The 20,658-nt window shown below is 67.9% G+C and carries 17 protein-coding genes; 6 read left to right on the top strand and 11 right to left on the bottom strand.

Features of this window, described 5'->3' with window-relative positions; genetic code table 11:
* The first annotated feature begins 215 nt into the window (after positions 1 to 215).
* A complete protein-coding gene (locus tag ABL312_RS01415) occupies positions 216 to 650 on the top strand; it encodes an EF-hand domain-containing protein (protein WP_349359593.1) in 435 nt (144 codons plus the stop codon).
* A gap of 99 nt (positions 651 to 749) precedes the next feature.
* On the opposite strand, the gene ABL312_RS01410 is transcribed toward ABL312_RS01415, so the two are convergent.
* From ABL312_RS01410 to ABL312_RS01390, 5 genes are all read right to left on the bottom strand, one after another.
* Complete coding sequence (locus ABL312_RS01410; RefSeq protein ID WP_349359592.1) at positions 750 to 2,804, bottom strand: methyl-accepting chemotaxis protein; 2,055 nt, start codon at positions 2,802 to 2,804, stop codon at positions 750 to 752.
* A 224-nt stretch (positions 2,805 to 3,028) separates the two neighbouring features.
* Complete coding sequence (locus ABL312_RS01405; RefSeq protein ID WP_349359591.1) at positions 3,029 to 3,718, bottom strand: Crp/Fnr family transcriptional regulator; 690 nt, start codon at positions 3,716 to 3,718, stop codon at positions 3,029 to 3,031.
* 357 nt (positions 3,719 to 4,075) lie between these two features.
* Positions 4,076 to 4,882 (bottom strand): ChbG/HpnK family deacetylase, encoded by an 807-nt coding sequence (locus ABL312_RS01400; protein ID WP_349359590.1) that lies wholly within the window; start codon positions 4,880 to 4,882, stop codon positions 4,076 to 4,078.
* A gap of 71 nt (positions 4,883 to 4,953) precedes the next feature.
* Positions 4,954 to 6,504 carry a glycosyltransferase family 39 protein gene (locus ABL312_RS01395; protein ID WP_349359589.1) on the bottom strand — a complete coding sequence of 517 codons (1,551 nt, stop codon included), beginning with the start codon at positions 6,502 to 6,504 and terminating at the stop codon, positions 4,954 to 4,956.
* A gap of 13 nt (positions 6,505 to 6,517) precedes the next feature.
* Positions 6,518 to 7,597 (bottom strand): glycosyltransferase family 2 protein, encoded by a 1,080-nt coding sequence (locus ABL312_RS01390; RefSeq protein WP_349359588.1) that lies wholly within the window; start codon positions 7,595 to 7,597, stop codon positions 6,518 to 6,520.
* Positions 7,598 to 8,206: 609 nt separating this feature from the next.
* Between ABL312_RS01390 and hisS the strand changes: the two genes are divergently transcribed.
* From hisS to ABL312_RS01370, 4 genes are read left to right on the top strand one after another with little or no spacing between them, the layout of a single operon-like run.
* Positions 8,207 to 9,955, top strand: a complete 1,749-nt coding sequence (gene hisS / locus ABL312_RS01385) for a histidine--tRNA ligase (RefSeq protein WP_374730164.1) — start codon at positions 8,207 to 8,209, stop codon at positions 9,953 to 9,955.
* Complete coding sequence (locus tag ABL312_RS01380) at positions 9,952 to 11,067, top strand: ATP phosphoribosyltransferase regulatory subunit (RefSeq protein ID WP_349359587.1); 1,116 nt, start codon at positions 9,952 to 9,954, stop codon at positions 11,065 to 11,067. The genes hisS and ABL312_RS01380 overlap by 4 nt, the downstream gene beginning before the upstream one ends.
* 7 nt (positions 11,068 to 11,074) lie before the next feature.
* Complete coding sequence (gene hisG / locus ABL312_RS01375) at positions 11,075 to 12,049, top strand: ATP phosphoribosyltransferase (RefSeq protein ID WP_349359586.1); 975 nt, start codon at positions 11,075 to 11,077, stop codon at positions 12,047 to 12,049.
* 58 nt (positions 12,050 to 12,107) lie between these two features.
* Positions 12,108 to 13,544: an amidase gene (locus ABL312_RS01370; protein WP_349359585.1), complete on the top strand. Its 1,437-nt coding sequence runs from the start codon at positions 12,108 to 12,110 to the stop codon at positions 13,542 to 13,544.
* Between the two features lie 261 nt (positions 13,545 to 13,805).
* Here ABL312_RS01370 and ABL312_RS01365 read toward each other — a convergent pair whose 3' ends face one another.
* From ABL312_RS01365 to ABL312_RS01340, 6 genes are all read right to left on the bottom strand, one after another.
* The gene (locus tag ABL312_RS01365; RefSeq protein WP_349359584.1) at positions 13,806 to 14,675 is read right to left on the bottom strand and encodes an isocitrate lyase/PEP mutase family protein; all 870 of its coding nucleotides are present in this window, start codon (positions 14,673 to 14,675) and stop codon (positions 13,806 to 13,808) included.
* A gap of 68 nt (positions 14,676 to 14,743) precedes the next feature.
* Complete coding sequence (locus tag ABL312_RS01360; protein ID WP_349359583.1) at positions 14,744 to 16,018, bottom strand: TRAP transporter large permease subunit; 1,275 nt, start codon at positions 16,016 to 16,018, stop codon at positions 14,744 to 14,746.
* A gap of 7 nt (positions 16,019 to 16,025) precedes the next feature.
* Positions 16,026 to 16,529, bottom strand: coding sequence for a TRAP transporter small permease (locus tag ABL312_RS01355; protein ID WP_349359582.1), 504 nt, complete (start codon positions 16,527 to 16,529; stop codon positions 16,026 to 16,028).
* Between the two features lie 79 nt (positions 16,530 to 16,608).
* A complete protein-coding gene (gene dctP, locus ABL312_RS01350; protein ID WP_349359581.1) occupies positions 16,609 to 17,619 on the bottom strand; it encodes a TRAP transporter substrate-binding protein DctP in 1,011 nt (336 codons plus the stop codon).
* Between the two features lie 317 nt (positions 17,620 to 17,936).
* Positions 17,937 to 18,596: a DNA-3-methyladenine glycosylase I gene (locus ABL312_RS01345; protein WP_349359580.1), complete on the bottom strand. Its 660-nt coding sequence runs from the start codon at positions 18,594 to 18,596 to the stop codon at positions 17,937 to 17,939.
* A 263-nt stretch (positions 18,597 to 18,859) separates the two neighbouring features.
* Positions 18,860 to 19,543, bottom strand: a complete 684-nt coding sequence (locus ABL312_RS01340) for a protein phosphatase CheZ (protein WP_349359579.1) — start codon at positions 19,541 to 19,543, stop codon at positions 18,860 to 18,862.
* A 218-nt stretch (positions 19,544 to 19,761) separates the two neighbouring features.
* Here ABL312_RS01340 and ABL312_RS01335 point away from each other — a divergent pair, with 218 nt between their 5' ends.
* On the top strand, positions 19,762 to 20,496 hold the full coding sequence (locus ABL312_RS01335; RefSeq protein ID WP_349359578.1) for a DUF2927 domain-containing protein: 735 nt from the start codon (positions 19,762 to 19,764) through the stop codon (positions 20,494 to 20,496).
* Positions 20,497 to 20,658: the final 162 nt, after the last annotated feature.

Below are 20,658 nucleotides of genomic sequence, written 5' to 3'. Positions count from 1 at the left end.
CGCCGGGGCCGCTCACAACATTCACATCTTGATATCTATCAATGCAGTCGGGCCCACGTCCGACACACTGGTGCCTGTCCCACAATCGCGCGGAGGCTCTCATGTGTATGCCCCTCAAATTCTTCTTTTCACTTGCGCTTTGTGCCGGCGTCCTCGCCGTCGCTCCCCTCCCCGCGGCCGCGCAGACGCCGGGCCAGGGGATGCAGGGGCAGGGAATGCAAGGCTGGGGCCAAGGTCAGGGCCAGGGTCGCGGCATGGGGGCCGGCATGGGAATGCGCGGCGACGGCGGCGCCATGCAGCGCTTCGCGATCCTCGACGCCAACGACGACGGACGCATCAGCGACGACGAGGCCGCGGCCCAGCGCGAGGCCGTCTTCTACGCCATGGACGCCGACGGCGACGGCAGCCTCACGCAAGAGGAATACATGGACGTGCGCATGGGGCCGGGTCAGGGCCGCAATCCGGAGCGCATGCAGGCGCGCCAGGAGGCCAAGGCCGCCCGCTTCGCCCCGATGGACGCCAATGGCGACGGATCGGTGTCGAAGGCGGAATGGATGGCCGCCGGCGAAGAACGCTACCGGGCCTCGGACACCAACTCCGACGGCGTCGTCACGCCCTGGGAGTTCCGTGCCCAGCACCGGCTGCGCTGATCCGCACCAACCCGGCTGCAGAGATGCAGACATGAAAACGGCGGGACACAGGTCCCGCCGTTCGCTTTCGTCTCTCGGGCCTGGAAGTGCCGCGCCGGGTCAGGCGGCAGCGACCTCGCCCAGGAACCGGTCGATTTCGGCCTTGAGGGCGTCGGTGTTCTGGCTCATGGCGCCGGAGGCGTCGAGCACGGTGTCGGCGGCGGAGCTGGTGCGCTCGACCGTCTCGGCCAGACGCTCCATGTTGCCGGTCACCGCGCTGGTGCCCTGGGCGGCCTGCTGGACCGAGCGCGAGATGTCGCTGGTCGCCGCCCCCTGCTGCTCGACGGCCGAGGCGATCGAGGTGGTGTAGCCGTTCACCTCCTGCATGATCTGCGCGATCTCGCCGATCGCCGTCACCGCCTCGCCGGTCGAGCCCTGGATCGCGCCGATCTGCGCGCTGATCTCTTCCGTCGCCTTCGACGTCTGGGTGGCGAGTTCCTTGACCTCCGCCGCGACGACCGCGAAGCCCTTGCCGGCTTCCCCGGCGCGCGCCGCCTCGATGGTGGCGTTGAGCGCCAGCAGGTTGGTCTGCTCGGCGATGTCGGTGATCAGCTTGACCACCTCGCCGATCTTGCTCGCTGCCTCGGCGAGGCCGGCGATCTTCTCGTTGGTGGCATGGGTGCCCTCGGTCGCCTGCGCCACCACCTGGGTGGTCTGGCCGACCTGGCGGGAGATCTCGGCGATGGAGGCCGACAGCTCCTCCGCCGCCGAGGCCACGGTCTGGACGTTGGAGGTCGCGACGGAGCTTGCCTCGGACGTTTCGCTGGCGCGCTCCGCGCTGTCCTGCGCGCTGGCCGACAGATCGCGCGCGGTGCGGTCGAGGCCGGCCGCCGTCTCGCCCACCGTGCCGATCAGACCCTGAACCGTCTCGCGGAACCCGCCGATCAGGTTCTCGATGCGCTTCTGGCGCTCCATGCGGGCCTTTTCGTCCTCGCTCTGCGCGGCTTCGAGACGCTGGCGCTCGATGGCATTCTCGCGGAACGTGGCGACGGCACGGGCCATGGCGCCGATTTCGTCCTTGCGCTCGCTTTCGTCGACGTCGACCGACGTGTCCCCGTCGGCCAGCCGCTGCATCACGCCCGTCAGGCGGGCCACCGGGTTGGCGAGCATGCCCGCGCCGAACCACACGATGCCGAGCGCGGCCAGCAGCATGGCGGCCGAGATGGCGAGCATGGTGTTGCGCGCCGTGACGGCGCCGGCGACCATGGCGGCGTGCGGCACGTCGATCGCCACGTACCACTTCTCATCGAGGCCGGGGAAGGACACCGGCGCCACGGCCAGGAACCGCTCGCCGAAGCGCTTCATGGCGTGACCCGACGTCGCGCCGCCGAGCATTTCCAGGACGGAGGCATCGGTTACGGTCTGGCCCAGCTTTGACGTATCGGCATTGGCGACCCAGAGATTGTCGCCGCCGATCAGATTGACCTCGCCCGCGCCGAAGGGGCGATGGGCGGACATGATCTCGGCCAGCTTCGCGAGCGACAGATCCGAGGTGGTGATGCCCACGGCCTCGCCGTTCTGGCGCACCACCCAGCTGATGGTGCTCATCAGCACTTCCTTGCCATCGATCGGATAGGCGTAGGGCGGCGTGATCAGCGAGCGGTTTTCCCGGATCGGCTTGTCGTACCAGCCTTCCGTGCCGGCTTCCTTGGTCATGACCAGCTTCTCGGTGGTCACATTGCCGTTCGCGTCGAAATAGAAATAGGGCACGAAGCGTCCCGAGGCGTCGGAATACTTGTGGGTGGTGAAATCCGCGTCGCGCCCGTCCAGCTTGTTGGGCTCGAAGGCCAGCGTCATGCCGACGAGATCCGGATTGGCCTCGACCGTTCGGATCATCAGATCGCCCAGACGGTCGCGATCCTGCATGCCGTTGGCAAGCAGGCCTTCGACGGCGGCCGCGGACGTCTTGGCGACCGTGGCGTAGGGTGTGATCTCGCCCGCCACATCCTCGGCATAGGCCGACAACAGCGCGCCGGCCTCGTTTCGGGCGGCCTTTTCCATCGCCGAACTCATCACGAAGGAGCCGGACAGGGTCACGCCGGCGAGAGACACAAAGAACAACGCTCCGGCGCTGAGAAGCAATTTGTTCCGGATCGTCAGGTCGGAAAACCGCATCACGAGACACTCCATACTGGCCCGAGGAGGCACGACAGTTGTCCCGGAGTAGCCGATGCGGACTTACCGCCCTCTTAATCTACGTGACTACACAGCAATAAACCCAAGCAAAAAGGCATGTATTGACAATCTTAAAGAGAATATTTTTCAGCCATGCAACTCATGATCATCGAAGCGCCACATGATCGTGACGGTTTCGAATCGCCTCCGACGTCGCGGCCCGCCTACAAGGCCGAGGCCTGCTCCAGCCATTCGGGTTTCTCCAGGCAGTAATAGCCCGAGATCCGGCTGATCGTTCCCGCGCGCTTCCAGTCGTTCAGCACGCGGCTGACGTTCTCGCGCGCGGCGCCGGCCATGTTGGCGATATCCGCCTGCGACAGCTTGTAGTGGATGAGGATGCGCCCGTCGTCCAGCCGCTTGCCGAAGGTTTCCGACAGTTGCAGCAGCGTCTGCGCCACGCGCCCGGGCAGCGGTAGAAAGGACCGCGCGGCGAGCACATCGTTGGCCTGCCGCAGGCGCTTTCCGACGATCGACAGCATGTGGCGGTAGAGCGCCGGGTTCTGGTCGGCGAAGCGCTCGAAGGCATGTTTGTCGATGAAGGCGAGGCGGGTGGGTTTCAGCGCGGTGACGGTCGCGGAGCGGGCCCGCCCGTCGAGCAGCGCGAGTTCCCCGACGATGCTGCCCGGCCCCATCACCGCGAGCAGTTGCTCGTCGCCCTCGATGCTGACGATGGAGACCTTGAGCGAGCCTTCCAGGATCGCGTAGCAGCCGTTGCCCGGATCGCCGGCCTCGAAGAGGATCGCGCCGGGCTTCACCGACATCGCACGCGCCAGCGCGGAGAGCCCCGAGGCAAGCTCGCCGTCGAGCCCCTCCATCGAGAAGCTGTTTTCCAGGAACGATCGCACTTCCAGCATGGCCCCGCCTCATCCGTCCGCGGGGAGGCTGCCCTCCGCCGCCGCCTTCGCGTCTGTCGCGCACGTCCACCCTGCCCCGGTCGCGCGTCGCGGGCCATCTTACCGGCTTGGCGGTCAGGACAAAGCCCAATGTGTGACGACCGTCACGGCAACGCAAAGTGGCGCATGAGAGGGTGGACCAGTCGCAAGGCGCGGCTTCCCTGACCTCGCACGCGCCCTGCGATTCCCGCAACGCCCCGAAAATCCGGTTCCCCATTTCCCCGCGGGGGAGCCGGATTTCGCGCAGGCCCTGGCCGGGCGCGCGGTGCCCGAAGGCGCGATGCGGCTTCAAGACAAGGTCACCGGCGCGACGCGGATTCAAAACAGGAATGTGTCGGTTTCGACCAGGAGCAGGGGAAACGCCTCGCCCGACAGGAAGGCAAGCTGCGCCTCGCGCACGTCCTGACGGGCCAGCGGCTCGAGCCGACGCAGACGGTCGTCCACCGTTCCGGGACGGCAGGTCACGACGGCCAGATCCTCCACACCGGCAAGCCCCCGGCGCAAATGGGTTTGCTGGGCCTCCGCGCCCGCCACGTCCGGAAAGGCCGGCCCGCGCGGCAGGACCCGCAGCGTGTAACGTTCCGCGAACCGCCGGAAGCGGCGGGCGAAGCGGGCCTCCACGCCGCCGTCGGCCCGCAGGCGCGGGGTGACGATGAGCGGACGGTGGCGCCTGAGGCTCGCCGTTCTCAGCACCACATGCGCGACCCTCGGCAGCGCCAGAAGCTCGTCGGCGACATGCAGGAAGTCCGGCGGCCGCTGGTAATATTCCTCGAAGCAGGTGAGCTGCGCCTCGACCTCGTCCACCAGAACGTCGCGCGGCACGAGCCGCAGCGCGTCGCGCAGGCGCCACCAGCCGCGCCCCGGCAGCGCCTCGCCGAACCGCGACCGCCCCTTCACCGACAGCGGCGCATGCGGACGGGTGAGCGCCAGCGTGACCCCGACCCGCGTGCGATGGGGCGCGGCGTCCACGCAATCGCGCAGCGGCAGATACTCGCGCGACCACAGATCCGAGACGACGAGACAGCCGACCGCCGACAGCCGGCCCTCGGCGACGAGGCCGCGCAGCGCCCGGTCGACCCCGAACGCCAGGCCATAGTCGACGGATGTCAGCAGGATACGTTTCATGGAGGATACCTATGCGCCTTGTGCGCCCGCCTGCCAATCCGCCAAACGACCGACCGGGCGCGCGGGCGCGATCAGGGCAGCGGATAGAGGGGATCGCGCGGATCGCCGGTCGGACGGGCCACGCGGTAGACAACGAGATCCTTGAGCGGCGTGCCGCGCACCGCGCGGGTCACCGTCGCCACCCGTTCGACCTCGCCGAAGCGTGTGCGCAGGTGCGCCGCGCCGGGATCGCGGCGGGCCTTGACGACGAAGAGCGCCGGCTCGGCAACGCGCGAGGCGGCAAGCGGCGGCTGCATCACATAGCGGATCCGCTCGGTGAGCTGCTCGACGGGCAGATCGTCGCGCAGCTGGAAGGCGAGCTGCGCGTTGAGCCCATAGCCCCAGGTGGCGATCCAGCGCGCGTCGTGACGCTCGGCAAGATCGAGGATTTCGGCGCGCACCGCCGGCCAGCCGCGCGTTTGATGGGTCGGATCCTTGCGGGCAAGCGCGCCGGTCAGCGGAGAAACGGCATGCACATAGACAAGAGCGGAGACCGCGAGCCCGAGGACCACCGCACTGCCTGCCACCCCGCGCCACAGCCGCGCGGCCCGCTGCGGCGGGTCGGCGGCCACGAGCGCCGCCATCATGGCAAGTGCCGGATAGAGCGGCGCGGGCCAGTTGCCCTGCACCCGGGAATGGAAGGAGTGCAGCAGCAGATAGGAGAAGAATGGCACGCAGAGCCACAGCAGCAGCCCCGCCGCCGGGTCGCCGCCGCGCGCACGCCCCACGACCCGGGCAAGACCGAGACCGGCGAGCACCGCGACCAGCGGATTGGCAAGGCCGATCACGGCGCCCAGAAACTCGAAGACATACTTCAGCGTCCAGCCGCCCGGCACCGCCCGGCCGAACTGTTTGACGAAGGACGCCCACTGGTGATCGGCGTTCCACAGCACCACGGGCAGCACGATGAGAACCGCCAGCAGCCCGCCGGCCCACAGCTGCCAGGCCCGCCACCAGATCCGCGCCGCCGGCACGAAGACGAGCCAGAGCACGATGCCGGCGCCTAGAAAGAGAACCGAATACTTCGATGCCACGCCCAGCCCGGCGAACAGGCCGACGGCGAGCCACCACATCGGATTGCCGCGCGCCGCGAGTTCCGCGAGCGCCCACATCGCCAGCCCCCAGAAGAAGACGGACGGGGCGTCCGGCGTGGCGAGCAAGCTGCCCACCCCGATCAGCAGCGAGGCGTTGAAGAAGAGCACCGACCAGCCGGCGACGCGCGGGCCGAAGAGCAGATGCGCGGTGCGCCACAGGGCGGCGGAGCCGATCAGCGCCGAAAGCACCGCCATCAGCCTGAGGCCGAGCGCCGTGTCGCCGGCCAGCTGCTGGCCCGCCCAGACCCACCAGCCGATCATCGGCGGATGGTCGTAATAGCCGGTCGCAGGAGAAAGCCCCCACAGGCGGTAATAGGCCTCGTCCTCGGCAAGTCCGGCCTGCGCGGCCACGACAAGCCTGACCGCCGCCAGCACCAGCACCAGAACGGCGAGCCCGCCGGGCCGCAGCCAGACGGGCAGGTCTTGCGCCGCCACGACGGGAGACGCGGAGGCGCGCAGGATGCCGGTCGCCGTGATGGTCGCCGTCATGGTCGCGGGCGCCTCAGGTCTTGCGCCAGGTGAGCACGGAGCTTGCGGCGTAGTTCCACACCGCGCCCACCACCGCCCCGGCCGCGCCCGCCAGGCCGATCAGGATGCGCCCGGAATCCTCCTGATGGATCAGCGAGGCGACGCCGACATTGGCGACCACGCCGATGCTGCACACCAGATAGAAGGTGAAAAGGCCGCGCAGCGCCGAGAAGCCGCGCAGCCGCCGGTCGCGGTAGGTCAGCCGGTTGTTGAGATAGAAATTGGTGGTCATGGCCACGAAGGTCGCGGCGACCTGCGCGATCTCGAAGGTCAGGCCCGACGCCTCGATGAAGGTGAAGAGCGCCGCCATGTGCACCAGCACGCCCGAGGCGCCCACCATCATGAACATGAGAAAGCGCACGGACACGAGATCGCCAACCAGCTTGGACAAGATGAGCCCCAGAAAATCGAGCGCGACCAGCGTATCGAGCTTGCTTTCCCCGTGCAGGCGCTCGCGAAACACGAAGGGAAGCTCGACGATGCGCAGCGACCCGCGGGCGCTGGCGACGATGTCGAGCAGGATCTTGAAGCCCTGCGAGGAGAGCTGCGGCGCAAGCCGCTCCACTTCCCCGCGACGGATCATGAAAAAGCCGCTCATCGGATCGGAGAGCGAGACCTTGAGAAACAGGCGCGCCAGCCGGTTGGCCAGGCCGGAGCCGGAGGCGCGCACACCGGTCAGCCCCTCCCCGACCGCGCCGCCCTCCACATGACGGCTCGCGACCGCAAGGTCGGCCTCGCCGTCGCGCAGGGCCGCCAGCATGCGCGGCAGCAGCGTTTCGTCGTGCTGCCCGTCGGCGTCCATCACCGCCACATAGGCGGCGGAAGACGCCAGCATGCCCTCGATGCAGGCGCCCGACAGGCCGCGCCGGCCGACGCGGCGGATGACGCGGATGCGGGCATCGCGCGCCGCCATCTCGCGCGCCAGATCGGCCGTGCCGTCCGGGGAATTGTCGTCGACAACGATCGCCTCCCACGGCACGCCGGCAAGCGCGACATCGAGGCGCGCGATCAGCACGGGCAGGTTGTCGCGTTCGTTGAAGGTCGGCAAAACCACGCTGAGAACGGCGGTGGTCGCCGCATCGCGCGCATCTTTACCATATGGCGCGGGCCCGGACGCGTCTTCACCGTATGGCGCGGGCCCGGGCGCGCCGGTGCTGGACGGCGCGGGCCCGGGCGCGCCGTCGCCGGATGGCGCGGACCCCTCCGCCTGCGGATCCGTCTTCGCGGCAATCAGGGAAGGCGATGCACCGTCGACCGGCATCCAGGTCTCCAGAGGTCCAAAACAGGGATCGACCCGCGCAGGGACGCCAGGGGTCGCGGCACAGGGGTTACTGCACGGGCGGATCGCGTCACACGCGCTCCGACACGCCGCCCCGCCACGCGGACACCCGTCCGGCACGGTCGCGCGGGACCATAGTCGGAACGCCGCTCATTGCAAGCTTCGCATGAAAGGGCAAGTTTTGCATGAAAGAGGCCCCGCGCGCGGGCCGCTGTTTCGCCACGTATGGTGAACGCGGGCGCGGCGCCTTGCCCGCAGGGGCCGTTTCGTCTAGGAAACCGGCAATCTACCTGAAGTTTCCCCGGACCCGCGCGCTGTTCAACCGGCCCTCAGGGTCCACCGCCCACACCCTTCGATATCCGAGCGAACGGACACGCACCACCCATGGCCAAGTCCAAACCGAGCAAGCTCAAGGCGCGCCTGCCGCGCGGCTTCGCGGACCGCTCCGCCGACGACATCCGCGCGAGCGAGGCGATGCTGGCGAAGATCAAGCGCGTCTACGAGCGCTACGGCTTCGATCCGGTGGAGACGCCGGCCTTCGAGTACACCGACTGCCTCGGCAAGTTCCTGCCCGACACCGACCGGCCGAACGCCGGCGTGTTTTCCGTTCAGGACGACGACGAGCAGTGGATGTCCCTGCGTTACGACCTGACCGCGCCGCTCGCCCGCCATGTGGCGGAAAACATCAACGACATCCAGATGCCCTATCGCACCTATCGCTCGGGCTGGGTGTTCCGCAACGAAAAGCCCGGGCCGGGCCGCTTCCGCCAGTTCATGCAGTTCGACGCCGATACGGTCGGCGCGCCGGGCGTCCAGGCGGACGCGGAAATGTGCATGATGATGGCCGACGCCATGGAAGCGCTCGGCATTCCGCGCGGCCAATACGTCATCCGCGTCAACAACCGCAAGGTGCTCGACGGCGTGCTGGAAGCGATCGGGCTTGGTGGCGAAGACGAGGCGGAGCGTCGCCTCACGGTGCTTCGGGCCATCGACAAGCTGGACAAGTTCGGAGTGGAGGGCGTGCGCCTGCTGCTGGGCGACGGCCGCTGGGATGGTGGCGCACAAGGAAAGGGAGATTTCACCAAAGGAGCGAGGCTGAGCGAGAATCAAATTGGGTCTGTTTTGAGTCTGATTTACGCTCAGGAGTTCGCATATCGGCCGTTGAGCGAAGATGATGATGATATTCTCGATCTATATGAGGACTTTTCCAAATTTTCCTTGGCCGACAAAAATTTTTCTCTAAGACCTTTTCCGGAGTTCCGCGAAAACATTAAGAAACTCATTGCAGAAGGCCAAAAGACTGTATTCTCAAAATTTTTCGTCTTAGCTGAATCGGTATTTGGAGTATTTTCAGAAAGTAAAACTTTTAAAGAAGGCATGATTGAACTAGATAGAACCATAGACTTATGCCTTTCCTGCGGTTACGAGGCGGACCGAATTCGAGTGGATGTGACTTGTGTGCGCGGGCTCGAGTATTACACCGGCCCGGTCTACGAGGCGGAGCTTCTGTTCGACGTGACCAACGAGAAGGGCGAGGTCGTGCGCTTCGGCTCGGTCGGAGGGGGCGGGCGCTACGACGGTCTCGTCAAGCGCTTCACCGGCCGCGACGTGCCGGCGACGGGCTTTTCCATCGGCGTGTCGCGGCTGATGAGCGCGCTCAAGAACCTCGGCAAGCTGGAAGCCACCGCCATTCTCCCGCCGGTGCTGGTCACCGTGATGGACGGCGACGCGGCCGCGCTCGCCCGCTATCAGGGCCTGACGCAGACCCTTCGCGACGCCGGCATCCGCGCGGAAATGTACCAGGGCAACTGGAAGAAATTCGGCAACCAGCTCAAATACGCCGACCGGCGCGGCTGCCCGCTCGCCATCATCCAGGGCTCGGACGAGCGCGACGCGGGCGAGGTGCAGATCAAGGACCTGATCGAGGGCAAGCGGCTGTCCGGCGAGATCGCGGACAATGTCACCTGGCGGGCAAGCCGGCCGGCGCAGGTCAGCGTCGCCGAGGACGCGCTGGTGGAAACGGTGCGCGCCATGCTCGCCGCGCATGCTGAAGATGCGAGCCGGTCGCATGCCGAGGATGCGAGCCGGTCGCATGCCAAGGATGCGAGCCGCTCGACGGGAGAGCCTTCATGAGCCAGGACGCCTATGCCGGATTGCGCGGGCTCTTCGCCGAGGCCGGTCACCAGCCGGTGACGCCGGCGATCCTGCAGCCCGCCAAGGTCTTTCTCGACCTGATCGGCGAGGACATTCGCGGGCGCATGTATCTCACCGCCGATGCCTCCGGCGCGGAGATGTGCCTGCGCCCGGATTTCACCATCCCCGTCTGCCGCGCACATCTGGAGCGCGACGATCCGGCCGCGCCGGCGCGCTACAGCTATTGCGGCCCGGTCTTCCGCCAGCGCCGCGAGGGGGCCGGCGAGTTCATGCAGGCCGGGGTGGAGTGCCTGGGGCGCACCGACCTGGAAGAGGCGGACGCCGACATTCTGGCGCTCGCGCTGGAGGCGAGCGCGCATCTGGGCGTCGACGACGCCGCAATCCACATCGGCGACGAGGGCCTGTTCCGCGCCGTGCTCGACGGGCTCGACTGCCCGCCGGTGTGGAAGCGGCGGCTCGGAGACCTCTTCGGCGAACGCGCCCGGCTCGACGCGGCGCTCGCCGCCATGGCCGGCCCCTCGGAGACCGGCACACAGGACACGGGCGCTGAAGAACGGGGCGCGCTCGCCGACATTCTCGAGGGCGTCGATCCGGCGCGCGCGCAAGCCGCGGTCGCGGATCTCCTGCGGCTCGCGGGCTCGCGTCCGGTCGCGGGACGCACCGCCGCCGACATCGCCGAGCGCATGCTGGAACAGGCGATGCTCGCCCATCATGACGCGGCCACGACGCGCGCGGCGGAGATCGTGACGCGCTATCTGGCGATTTCCGGGGCACCGCGCGCGGCGGCGGACGAGGTCGAGCGTTTCGCCGCCGACGCGGGTCTCGACCTCACGGACGCGCTGGCGCGCTTCACCGCCCGGCTGGACAAGCTGGAGGCGCACGGGCTCGACCTCGCCACGCTGCGCTTCGCCGCAGATTTCGGCCGCCGGCTCGACTATTACACGGGCTTCGTCTTCGAGATCCATTCCGCCTCGCGCGCCAGCGCCGGGCAGATCGTCGGCGGCGGACGCTACGACCGGCTGCTGGCCCTGCTCGGCGCCAGCACCCATATTCCCGCCACGGGTTTTTCCATCTGGCTCGATCGGATCTGAGACCGTCATGACGCCCTTGCTCATCGCCGTTCCCTCCAAGGGCCGGCTTCAGGACAACACCCACGAGTTCTTCGCCCGCGCCGGTCTGCCGGTGCGCCGCCCCGGCGGGGCGCGCAACTATCGCGGCCGGCTGGGCCGCTTCGGCGCGGAACAGGCGGAGATCGCCTTTCTCTCGGCTTCCGAGATCGCGCGAGAACTGGCCGGCGGTCAGGCGCATTTCGGTGTCACCGGGCTCGACCTGGTGCATGAAAGCATCGCCGAGCCCGACAGGGCCGTGCATATCGTGACGCCGCTCGGCTTCGGCTTCGCCGATGTGGTGGTCGCCGTGCCGGATGCCTGGATCGACGTCGCGACCATGGCGGATCTGGCCGATGTCGCCGCGCATTTCCGCGCCCGCAAGGGAACCCATCTGCGGGTCGCGACCAAATACGTCACCCTCACCCGCCGCTTCTTCGCCGAGCATGGGCTGTCGGACTACCGGATCGTGGAAAGCGCGGGCGCCACGGAAGGCGCGCCGGCGGCCGGCAGCGCGGAGCTGATCGTCGATATCACCACGACGGGCTCGACGCTCACCGCCAACCATCTCAAGGTGCTGGACGACGGCGTGATCCTGAAGAGCCAGGCCCATCTCGTCGCCTCGCTGACCGCCGAGTGGACGCAGGCGCACCTCGACACCGCGCGCGTCATCCTCGACCGGATCGCGGCGGAAGAGCGCGCGCGCGGCGTGCGCGAGATCCGCGCGCTGGTGCAGGCGCCGGAGTTCACCGCCCGCGCCGCCGGCGAGCAGTTCGGCGCGGTCGCCCCCTTCGGCACGCAGGTCGGCCAGCCGCTGCTGCTGCATTGCCCGGCCGACCGCGCCGCCGATTGCGCCACCATGTTGCGCGACCACGGCGCGCCGCATGTCAGCGTGACGACGCTCGACTACGTCTTCGGCACGCATAATCCGCTGCATGCGCCGCTGGCGGAGAAGGTTTCGGGCTGACCGCTCGCGTCCGACCACGCAGCCGTGCGCCGGGAGACGACACCGCAGGGAGGTGGCAATGAGCGATCCGGACTTTCTCTTTTTCGGACTGACGCGGCTTTCGGCCGAAATCCGCGCCGGCCGCCTGTCGTCGCGCGAGGTGATGCAGGCCACGCTGGAGCGCATCGCGCGGATCAATCCGCGGATCAACGCCATCGTCTCGCTGCGCGACGCGGAGGATCTGCTCGCCGAGGCCGACCGATGCGATGCCGAGCTTGCGGCCGGCCGGTCGCGCGGGGCCCTGCACGGCATCCCGATGGCGGTCAAGGATCTCGCCATGACCGCCGGGATTACCACCACCATGGGCTCGCCGATCTTCGCGCGTCAGATCCCGGCCGAGGACAGCCTGCATGTCGCGCGCCTGCGCGCGGCCGGCGCAATCCTCATCGGCAAGACCAACACGCCCGAATTCGGGCTCGGCTCGCACACCACCAATCCCGTTTTCGGCGCCACCGGCAATCCCTACGATCCGACGAAAAGCGCCGGCGGATCGAGCGGCGGCGCGGCGGCCGCGCTTGCCGCCCGGCTCCTGTGCGCCGCGGACGGCAGCGACATGATGGGCTCGCTGCGCAATCCGGCCGCCTTCACCAACACCATCGGCATGCGCCCGAGCTACGGCCGCGTGCCCGGCGGGCCGACGCCGGAATGCTTCTTCGACACGATGGCCACGGACGGGCCGATGGCGCGCAGCGTCGCCGATCTCGCGCTTCTGCTCTCCGTCCAGGCCGGCTTCGATGCCCGCGCGCCCCATGCGCTCGACGGCGACGGATCGGAGTTCGCCGGCGATCTCACCCGCGACGTCTCGGGTCTGCGGATCGGCTGGCTCGGCGATCTCGACGGCTACCTGCCCTTCGAGGACGGGATCCTCGATCTCGATCGCGCAGCCCTTCGCGTCTTCGAGGACCTCGGCTGCCACGTGGAGGACGCCGCGCCTGGCTTCGACCCGGCGCGCATCTGGGACGCCTGGACCACCTTGCGCAGCTGGCGCGTGGCGGCGAAGCTCGGGACGCTCTATGACGATCCGGCCCTGCGCGGCCAGCTCAAGCCGGCGGCGATCTGGGAAATCGAACGCGGGCGCGGCCTGTCGCTCGCCGACCTCGAAAACGCCTCGCTCGCCCGCAGCGCCTGGCATCGCGCGGCCCTCTCCCTGTTCGAGCGCTACGACTATCTGGTCGCGCCGAGCGCCCAGGTCTTCCCCTTCGACGTCACGCTCGACTGGCCGGCGGAAATCGCCGGGCGGACGATGGACACCTATCATCGCTGGATGGAAGTTGTGATCGGCGTGAGCCTGCTCGGCCTGCCGGCCGTCGCGCTGCCGGCGGGCTTCGGCGCGGCCGGTCTGCCGACCGGGTTTCAGCTCATCGGTCGGCCGCGCGACGACCTCGGCACGCTCAGGCTGGCGCAGGCCTATGACGCGGCGACGCGCTGGCCCGAGCGGATGCCGGAGCTGGCGTAGGCGCCGGACGGCCCCGACACCTGAGCACGACGCAGACACAGGCAAGGCTGGGGTCGAAAAGAAAAGGAGACCGCCCCGGGGGAGAGCGGTCTCCATATCGGGTGGCCGATCGGGGTGGACCTCCCGTGAAGCCCGGCCAGGGTGGATGACGGCGGATCGGGAACGGCCGTCAGAAGCCGGACTTCAAGGTGGATTACGCTACGTGAGAGCGGGCGGATCACGCGGAGGCAGATATTTTGTTTTGCCCGCGCCGCGCGCGTGTCAGTCGCGCCGGTCCGCGTAACGCGCCTCTTCCTCGTAATAGGCGTCGAAGCCGACCGCCTTGCGCAGATCGGCGAAGGGCAGAAGCGCGGCATCGGGATGCTGCCCCGCGGCCATCGACGCAAGCGCGCCCTGCATCGCCTTGATCGCGGCGGAGAGCAGCGTCAGCGGATAGGCGGCCAGCCGGTAGCCGATGCGTTCGAGCTCGGCCTGCGGCAGGAGCGGCGTCTCGCCGCCTTCGACAAGGTTCGCCATATGCACGCCGGGGACCTCGCGGCAGATGGTCTCCATCTCGCCGACGGTCTTCGGCGCCTCGACGAACAGCAGATCCGCGCCAGCGGCCGAGAAGGCGCGGGCCCGCTCCAGCGCCTCGTCCAGCCCATGGCCGTGGCGCGCGTCGGTGCGCGCCATGATGAGGATGTCCGCCCCCTCCTCGCGCGCATCGACAGCCGCCTTGACCCGGTCGATCGCCTCGTCGCGCCCGACCACGAGCTTGCCCCTGGTATGGCCGCAGCGCTTGGGCGCGAGTTGATCCTCGATCATGATGCCGGCGAAACCGGCCTGCGCGTAGCCCTTCACCGTGCGCTTGACGTTGAGTGCGTTGCCGTAGCCCGTGTCGCCATCGCCGATGATCAGTGCCGAGGTCGCGGCGCAGACGTTGCGGCCCTGATCGACCATCTCGCCATACGAGATGAGCCCGGTGTCGGGCAGCCCCAGACGGGCGGCGGAGACGGCGAAGCCGGACATGAAGCTCACCGGAAAACCCGCCTCGCCGATCAGCCGGGCGGACAGACCGTCGAAACAGCACGGCATGGCGGTGAAGGGAGTGGCGTCGAGATGCGCGCGCAAGCGCGCGGCGGGTGTCAGCATGTCGAAGGCCTTTCGTCGAACGCAAGGGCAGCAAGGGGCACCACGGCCAGGCGCGGTCGCGCCCGCCGCTACAGTTTGAAGGGGATATAGAGCACCAGGTCTGGCCACCAGAAGATCAGCAGCACGCTGGCCAGCATGATGAGAAGGAACGGCCAGACGCCGCTCGACACCTCGCCCATCGTCGCCTTGCCGACCGCCTGGATCACATAGAGGTTGAGGCCCACCGGCGGGGTGATCAGCGCGCATTCCACCATCACCACGAAGAAGACGCCGAACCAGATCGGATCGAGGCCGAGCGCGAACAGGGCGCCGGAGAGCACCGGCACCATGATCAGCATCATCGACAGGGCCTCCAGGAACAGTCCCATCACGAGAAGCACCAGCGCCACCAGCAGCACGAACATGCCGGCGGTGGAGATATGCTCCGACAGGAACAGCGAGATGTCCTGGGGAATGCGATAGAGGGTGATCGCCTTGCCGAAGACCTTGGCGCCGGCGACGATCAGCAGGATCGCCACCGTCGTGGTCATCGCCTCGGCCACCGCGTCGCGCAGCTTCGGCCAGTCCAGCGTTCTGAGAACCAGCCCGACGACGACGAGCGCGCCCAGAAAGCCGACGGCGGCCGCCTCGGTGGGCGTGAAGAGACCCGTGTAGATGCCGACGATGACCAGCGCCGCGAGCGCCACCGTCGGCGATGCGCGCAGCAATGTCGACCAGCGCTCCGCCCAGGAGGCCTTGGGGCTCGGCTCGTAATCGGAGGCGAAACTCGCGTAGATCACCGACCAGGCGATGAACAGCGTCATCAGCAGCAGGCCCGGCCCGATGCCAGCGAGAAACAGCGAGATGATCGATTCCTCGGTGATCACCCCGAAGACGATCATCGGGATCGACGGCGGAATGAGGATGCCAAGCGTGCCGCCGGCGGCGAGAAGGCCCAGCACGAATCGGCGCGGATAGCCGCGCCGGGTCATCTCGGGAATGGCGACGGTGCCGATGGTCGCGGCGGTGGCGACGGAGGACCCGGAAATCGCGGCGAAGATGCCGCAGGACAGGATGGTGGCGACCGCCAGACCGCCCGGCCAGTGGCCAACCCAGGCCTGCACGGCGGCGAAAAGGTCGCGGCCCACGCCGCCCTTGAGCAGCACATTCGACATCAGCAGGAAGAGCGGCACCGCCACCAGCACGAAGCTGTCGGCCGCCGACAGAAGCCCCTGCGGGATCATCAAGGGCGAAAAGCCGCCGAAGATGAGCAGACCGAAGCCGAGCCCGGCCAGCGCGAAGGCGACCGGAACGCCGATCAGCAGCAGCGAAAACAGCGCGACGAGAATGAGGATCGTGGTCATCGGCGCCTCAGTGATCGATCCGGCGCGCGCCGGAGGTGTCGACGCCTTGCACGATCACGCGAAAGGCCTCGGCGAGCGCCTGGAGGGCGAGCAGGGCGAAGCAGACCGGGATCGACGCCTGCGCCCACCACGCGGGAAGGTCCAGCATGGAGCCGGTGGTGCGGCCGCGCGTCAGCGAATCGAGCGCGATGCCACCGCCGTAGTAGAGAATGGCCAGCGAAATCGCCGCCACGAAAAGCAGCACCGCGACCTCCTGCGCACGGCGCAGGCCCGGCGAGAGGTGGTCGGTCACGAGCGTGATGACGATATGCTGCCGCCGGTGGATCAGGATCGCGGCGCCGGCGAAGGTCGCCCAGACGAGGAACAGGCGCGACAGTTCCTCCGCCCAGATGGTCGGCATGCCGAGGTAGCGCATCACCACCTCGTAGCCCAGCATCAGGGCGATGAGAAAATAGCCCCAGGCGGCCGCGGCACCGGCGAAGCGCGAGACGGCATCGATCATCCGCAACATGACGGTTTCCGTGTTTCGGTGGGCGTGAGGGCGCGTGCCGGAGCGGGCATTGCCCGCCCCGGCGCGGCCCGAAGCGCGATCAGTTCTGCAGGGCGCGGGCGGCTTCCAGCACCTGCGCGCCGAGCGCGCCGGAATCGGCCAGATACTGATCGTAGACCGGCTGTGCGGCCGCCTTCCAGGCCTCGACGTCCGCCTCGCTGAGCTGATGCACGGCCATGCCGTTTTCCTCGGCCATGGCGAAGGCTTCCGCCTCGATCTCCGACATGCGGTCGCGCACGTCCTGCTCGGCGGCGCGCGCGGCCTCCATGATCCAGTCGCGATGCTGCTCCGGAAGCCCCTGCCAGAAGTCCTCGTTGACGACGACGATGAACTCGATGTCGGCGTTGTTGGTCACCGTGATCGTATCCATCACCTCCCACAGCCGCCGGCTCTTGACGCCGGACACGCCGGTCATGCCGACATCGACCGTGCCGCGCTGATAGGCGATGTACTGCTCGGAGCCGGAGATCAGCGTCGGCGCGCCGCCGGCCGCCTTGATCCATTCGCCGAGCGTCTTGCCGAAGACACGCACCTTCTTGCCTTCCAGATCCGCCGGGGTCTTGAGCGGGCCGCCGTTGGACAGCAGCACGACGCCGCCATAGGCCTGCCACCACAACACGCGGCTGCCGGTGCCCAGGATCGCCTCGTCGAGGGGCTTGCGCACCGGGCTGTCCGGCGCCACCGCCTTGCGCACGAGTTCCTCGGTGTTGAGCAGGAACGGCATGTAGAACAGGTCGACCGCCGGCACGTCGCCGACGTAGCGCGTCAGCGAGGCCACGCCCATCTCGATGGAGCCGGAGCCGACCGCCTGCGGCACCTCGCTGTCCTTGTAGAGCTGCGCGGAATCGTAGATCTCGACGGCGATCTCGCCGCCGGAAATGTCCTCCACCTTCGACTTGAACACCTGCAGGTTCTGGCCAAGGTGGCTCTTCATCGGCAGCTGCAAGGTGATCCGCAGCGTCGTCTCGGCGGCAAAGGCCGAGGACACGGTGGCGGCGAGCCCGAGCGCGGCGCCCAGCGCCAGCCCCGTGGCAAGATGGGCAATCTTCATCGCTTTTCCTCCCATTCGGCATCCGTCTGCGGGATGCCTTGTCACTTTTCTTTCGCGGCCGCGTCCTTCTCCGGGGCGCGCCCAACAGCCGGCCGGGTCGAGCGCACGGCGCGCGCTCCCGACCGACGTCGATGACCGACGCCGATGACCGGCGCGGATCGCCGGCGCGGATCGCCGGCGTCCTGGCCTGATCCGGAGGATGACGACAGAAACGGCGCGTCCGGCCACCCCCCGACAGCCGAAGCGTGCACAGCCTAGACAAGGAAGCGCTGGTTTAGCAACAATTTATAAGATATGTATTACAAGTTGTATTGCCGTCACGCAGGACGCGGGAAGGCCGTTCGCTCGGCCTCCACCGCGGCCCGGACGCAACATCCCTCGAGATGATCGTTGACCAGCCCCATCGACTGCATGAAGGCGTAGATCGTCGTCGGACCGACGAAACTCCAGCCGCGCCGCTTGAGGTCCTTCGACAGTGCCTTCGAGGTCGGCGTATGGGCGAGCGCGGCCAGGCTCGCGTGATCGCAGACGGTCGGCCGCTCGGTTTCGGGCGGCTCGAAGCGCCAGACATAGGCCGCCAGAGAGCCGGCCTCCGCCGCGAGATCGCAGGCGCGGCGCGCGTTGTTGAGGGTCGATTCGATCTTGCCGCGATGGCGCACGATGCCGGCGTCGCCCAGCAGTCGCTCCACGTCCTCCGGCCCGAATCGGGCCAGCGCCTCGAAGTCGAAACCGGCGAAGGCGGCGCGGAAATTCTCGCGCTTGCGCAGGATGGTCAGCCAGGACAGGCCGGACTGGAAGCCCTCCAGGCAGATCTTCTCGAAGAGCCGACGGTCGTCCGCGACCGGACGCCCCCATTCGCTGTCGTGATAGGCGAGATAATCCGGCTTGTTGCCATGCCACCAGCAGCGCAGGCGCCCGTCGTCGCCGCGCAGCAGGCCGGCTGGCACATTCCCGGCGCCCGCTGCCTCCCGGGTCATGGCGTCTGCCGTGGTCGCGGGCTCTCGTCGATCTGCCATTATCGCTTCCGTTCCCGCTCCCGCTATCGCCCCCCGGATCGACGAGACAGCGCGCCGCCCGATTGAGTTCTCTATTTGTTCACATTTTCACCGGTGCCGCAAGGGCCGAACGCGCGCGTTCACAGGCCGTGACGAAAGATCGGAGCGATGACGGAAAGGGAGGCGAATCGGCCCCGCGATGCCTGCGCCGCGACACCCGATACGGGGATCGGGCGCAAGCGGCCTCAGGCGAAGAGCGCGTCGATGTCGTCCTGGCTGGCGACGCCGTCGTCGATGTCCAGCGACGGACCGTTGAGCAGGGCGGCATCGCCCTGTGCCGCCGGGCGCGCGTCCGGTTCGATGGACTTGAAGCTCTCGATGCCGCCCCAGATCTCCATCATCCGCACGATGCGGTCCTCGATGAAGCGCAGCGTGCCGATGACCTTGGTGATGCGCTGGCCGGTCAGGTCCTGGAAATTGCAGGACTCGAAGATCTGCACGACCTTCTCCTGAATGTCGCTGGCCAGATCAGCATCCTGGCCGCTCAGCCGCGCGCCGAGCGTGTTGGCGGTTTCGTCGATGAACTCCGCCGCCGCGAGGATGTTTTCCGTCGCGCCCTCCGTGCCGCTGACCACCGCGTCGAGTTCGTTGGTGACGCGCGTCATGTCCTGGCTCTCGGAGCCGGCGGTGTGATGCAGCGTGGCGATCTCGCGCTTGGTCTTGGCGATCGCCTCGTAGATCGAATCGAGTTCGGCCTTGAGCTTGATCGCCTCGCCCAGTTCCGCCTTGAAGGTGTCGAGCATCTTGCTGCTCACCTCCTCGCTCGGGCGGATCAGCTCCTTGATGGAGGCGATCTCGGCCAGCAGTTCCGCATGCTGGGAACCGGACGATTCGGCCGGCGACGCCCCGGAGCCACCGTTGCGTTGCAAGAGGCTCTCGGCGGTGAATACTCGTCTCGTCGCCATCATCGCGTTTCTTGTCTCCACATATCGGACCGGTGGCTTCCGTGCGTGTTACACCGGGTATAACCGGCGAGGTTTAAGGAATTGTTCCTCAAGCCCGACCCGAAATTGTCGTTTTGAAACGACGAGCCATTTTGTATGGTCGGCTGCTGGATTGCCGCTGTCACCTGAACCGGAACCGAATCGTGCGCCGAGCCGTCATTCTCCTGTCCGCCTGTCTTTTCGGCCTGGTTCTGACGGCGTCCGCCACGCCCGGAGCGGCGCGCGGCACCTCCTACACGTTCTCGACCGAAGAGCTGATCGACGGCTTCATGAAGACCGTGTTCGGGCTGGAGTACCGGTCCTGGAGCTGGCAGCCCTATCTGGTGAAGAAATACGTCGGGCCGGTTCGCTTCTACGTGCACAATCACGCAAGGCGGAACCGCAAGCCGATCGTCTACCGCTTCATCGGCGATGTGGGACGCAGCGTCCGCGGACTGGCGACCACCGTCGTCGCCGATCCGGCGGAGGCCAACTTCCACATCTATGTGGTCGACCGGGACCAGTATCGCGATGTCGTGCGGCGCTACATCTACAAGGATCCGGACGCCGACGTGCCCGGGCGGTGTCTGGTGCGGGTCGTCTCCGACAGCCGCGGCATCTCCCAGTCGGCGGCGGTGATCGTCTCCGACGAGGGCGACTTCCTGTTCCGGCGCTGTCTCGTGGAGGAACTGCTCCAGGGGCTTGGCCCGATGAACGACGATCCGGCGCTTGCCCATTCGGTGTTCAACGACCGCTCGCGCCACAGCCGCTTCACGGCCTTCGACAAATACATCCTCAACATGCTCTACCACAGCCGCATCCGCCCGGGCATGCGGCCGAAGCAGGTGGAGCCGCTGCTGCCGGCGATCGTGCGCGAGGTCCGGCCGCTGGTGAACTGACCCGGCCCGAACCGACCGACCCCGACGACCCGGCCGACCCGCCCGCGGCGATCCGGTTTCCATCGATTCACGCTTCATTGACCACGTCGGGAAACCGGGCGCTAACCACGTGCGCGAAAATGCCGGCCACGACCCGCCATGGTTTACGATTGTCTGCGCCTG

The organism is Stappia sp. (genome assembly GCF_040110915.1).
Taxonomy (GTDB): Bacteria; Pseudomonadota; Alphaproteobacteria; order Rhizobiales; family Stappiaceae; genus Stappia.
This window is presented reverse-complemented; position numbering and strand designations above follow the sequence as displayed.

What these genes read in the sequence shown, in the direction of transcription:
- ABL312_RS01410 (WP_349359592.1), bottom strand. Translation starts at nt 2,804, where the DNA reads ATGCGGTTTTCCGACCTGACGATCCGGAACAAATTGCTTCTCAGCGCC.
- ABL312_RS01345 (WP_349359580.1), bottom strand. Translation starts at nt 18,596, where the DNA reads ATGACCCGGGAGGCAGCGGGCGCCGGGAATGTGCCAGCCGGCCTGCTG.
- ABL312_RS01370 (WP_349359585.1), top strand. Translation starts at nt 12,108, where the DNA reads ATGAGCGATCCGGACTTTCTCTTTTTCGGACTGACGCGGCTTTCGGCC.
- hisG (WP_349359586.1), top strand. Translation starts at nt 11,075, where the DNA reads ATGACGCCCTTGCTCATCGCCGTTCCCTCCAAGGGCCGGCTTCAGGAC.
- ABL312_RS01355 (WP_349359582.1), bottom strand. Translation starts at nt 16,529, where the DNA reads ATGTTGCGGATGATCGATGCCGTCTCGCGCTTCGCCGGTGCCGCGGCC.
- dctP (WP_349359581.1), bottom strand. Translation starts at nt 17,619, where the DNA reads ATGAAGATTGCCCATCTTGCCACGGGGCTGGCGCTGGGCGCCGCGCTC.
- ABL312_RS01415 (WP_349359593.1), top strand. Translation starts at nt 216, where the DNA reads ATGCAAGGCTGGGGCCAAGGTCAGGGCCAGGGTCGCGGCATGGGGGCC.
- ABL312_RS01395 (WP_349359589.1), bottom strand. Translation starts at nt 6,504, where the DNA reads ATGACGGCGACCATCACGGCGACCGGCATCCTGCGCGCCTCCGCGTCT.
- ABL312_RS01380 (WP_349359587.1), top strand. Translation starts at nt 9,952, where the DNA reads ATGAGCCAGGACGCCTATGCCGGATTGCGCGGGCTCTTCGCCGAGGCC.
- ABL312_RS01365 (WP_349359584.1), bottom strand. Translation starts at nt 14,675, where the DNA reads ATGCTGACACCCGCCGCGCGCTTGCGCGCGCATCTCGACGCCACTCCC.
- ABL312_RS01405 (WP_349359591.1), bottom strand. Translation starts at nt 3,718, where the DNA reads ATGCTGGAAGTGCGATCGTTCCTGGAAAACAGCTTCTCGATGGAGGGG.
- ABL312_RS01360 (WP_349359583.1), bottom strand. Translation starts at nt 16,018, where the DNA reads ATGACCACGATCCTCATTCTCGTCGCGCTGTTTTCGCTGCTGCTGATC.
- hisS (WP_374730164.1), top strand. Translation starts at nt 8,207, where the DNA reads ATGGCCAAGTCCAAACCGAGCAAGCTCAAGGCGCGCCTGCCGCGCGGC.
- ABL312_RS01400 (WP_349359590.1), bottom strand. Translation starts at nt 4,882, where the DNA reads ATGAAACGTATCCTGCTGACATCCGTCGACTATGGCCTGGCGTTCGGG.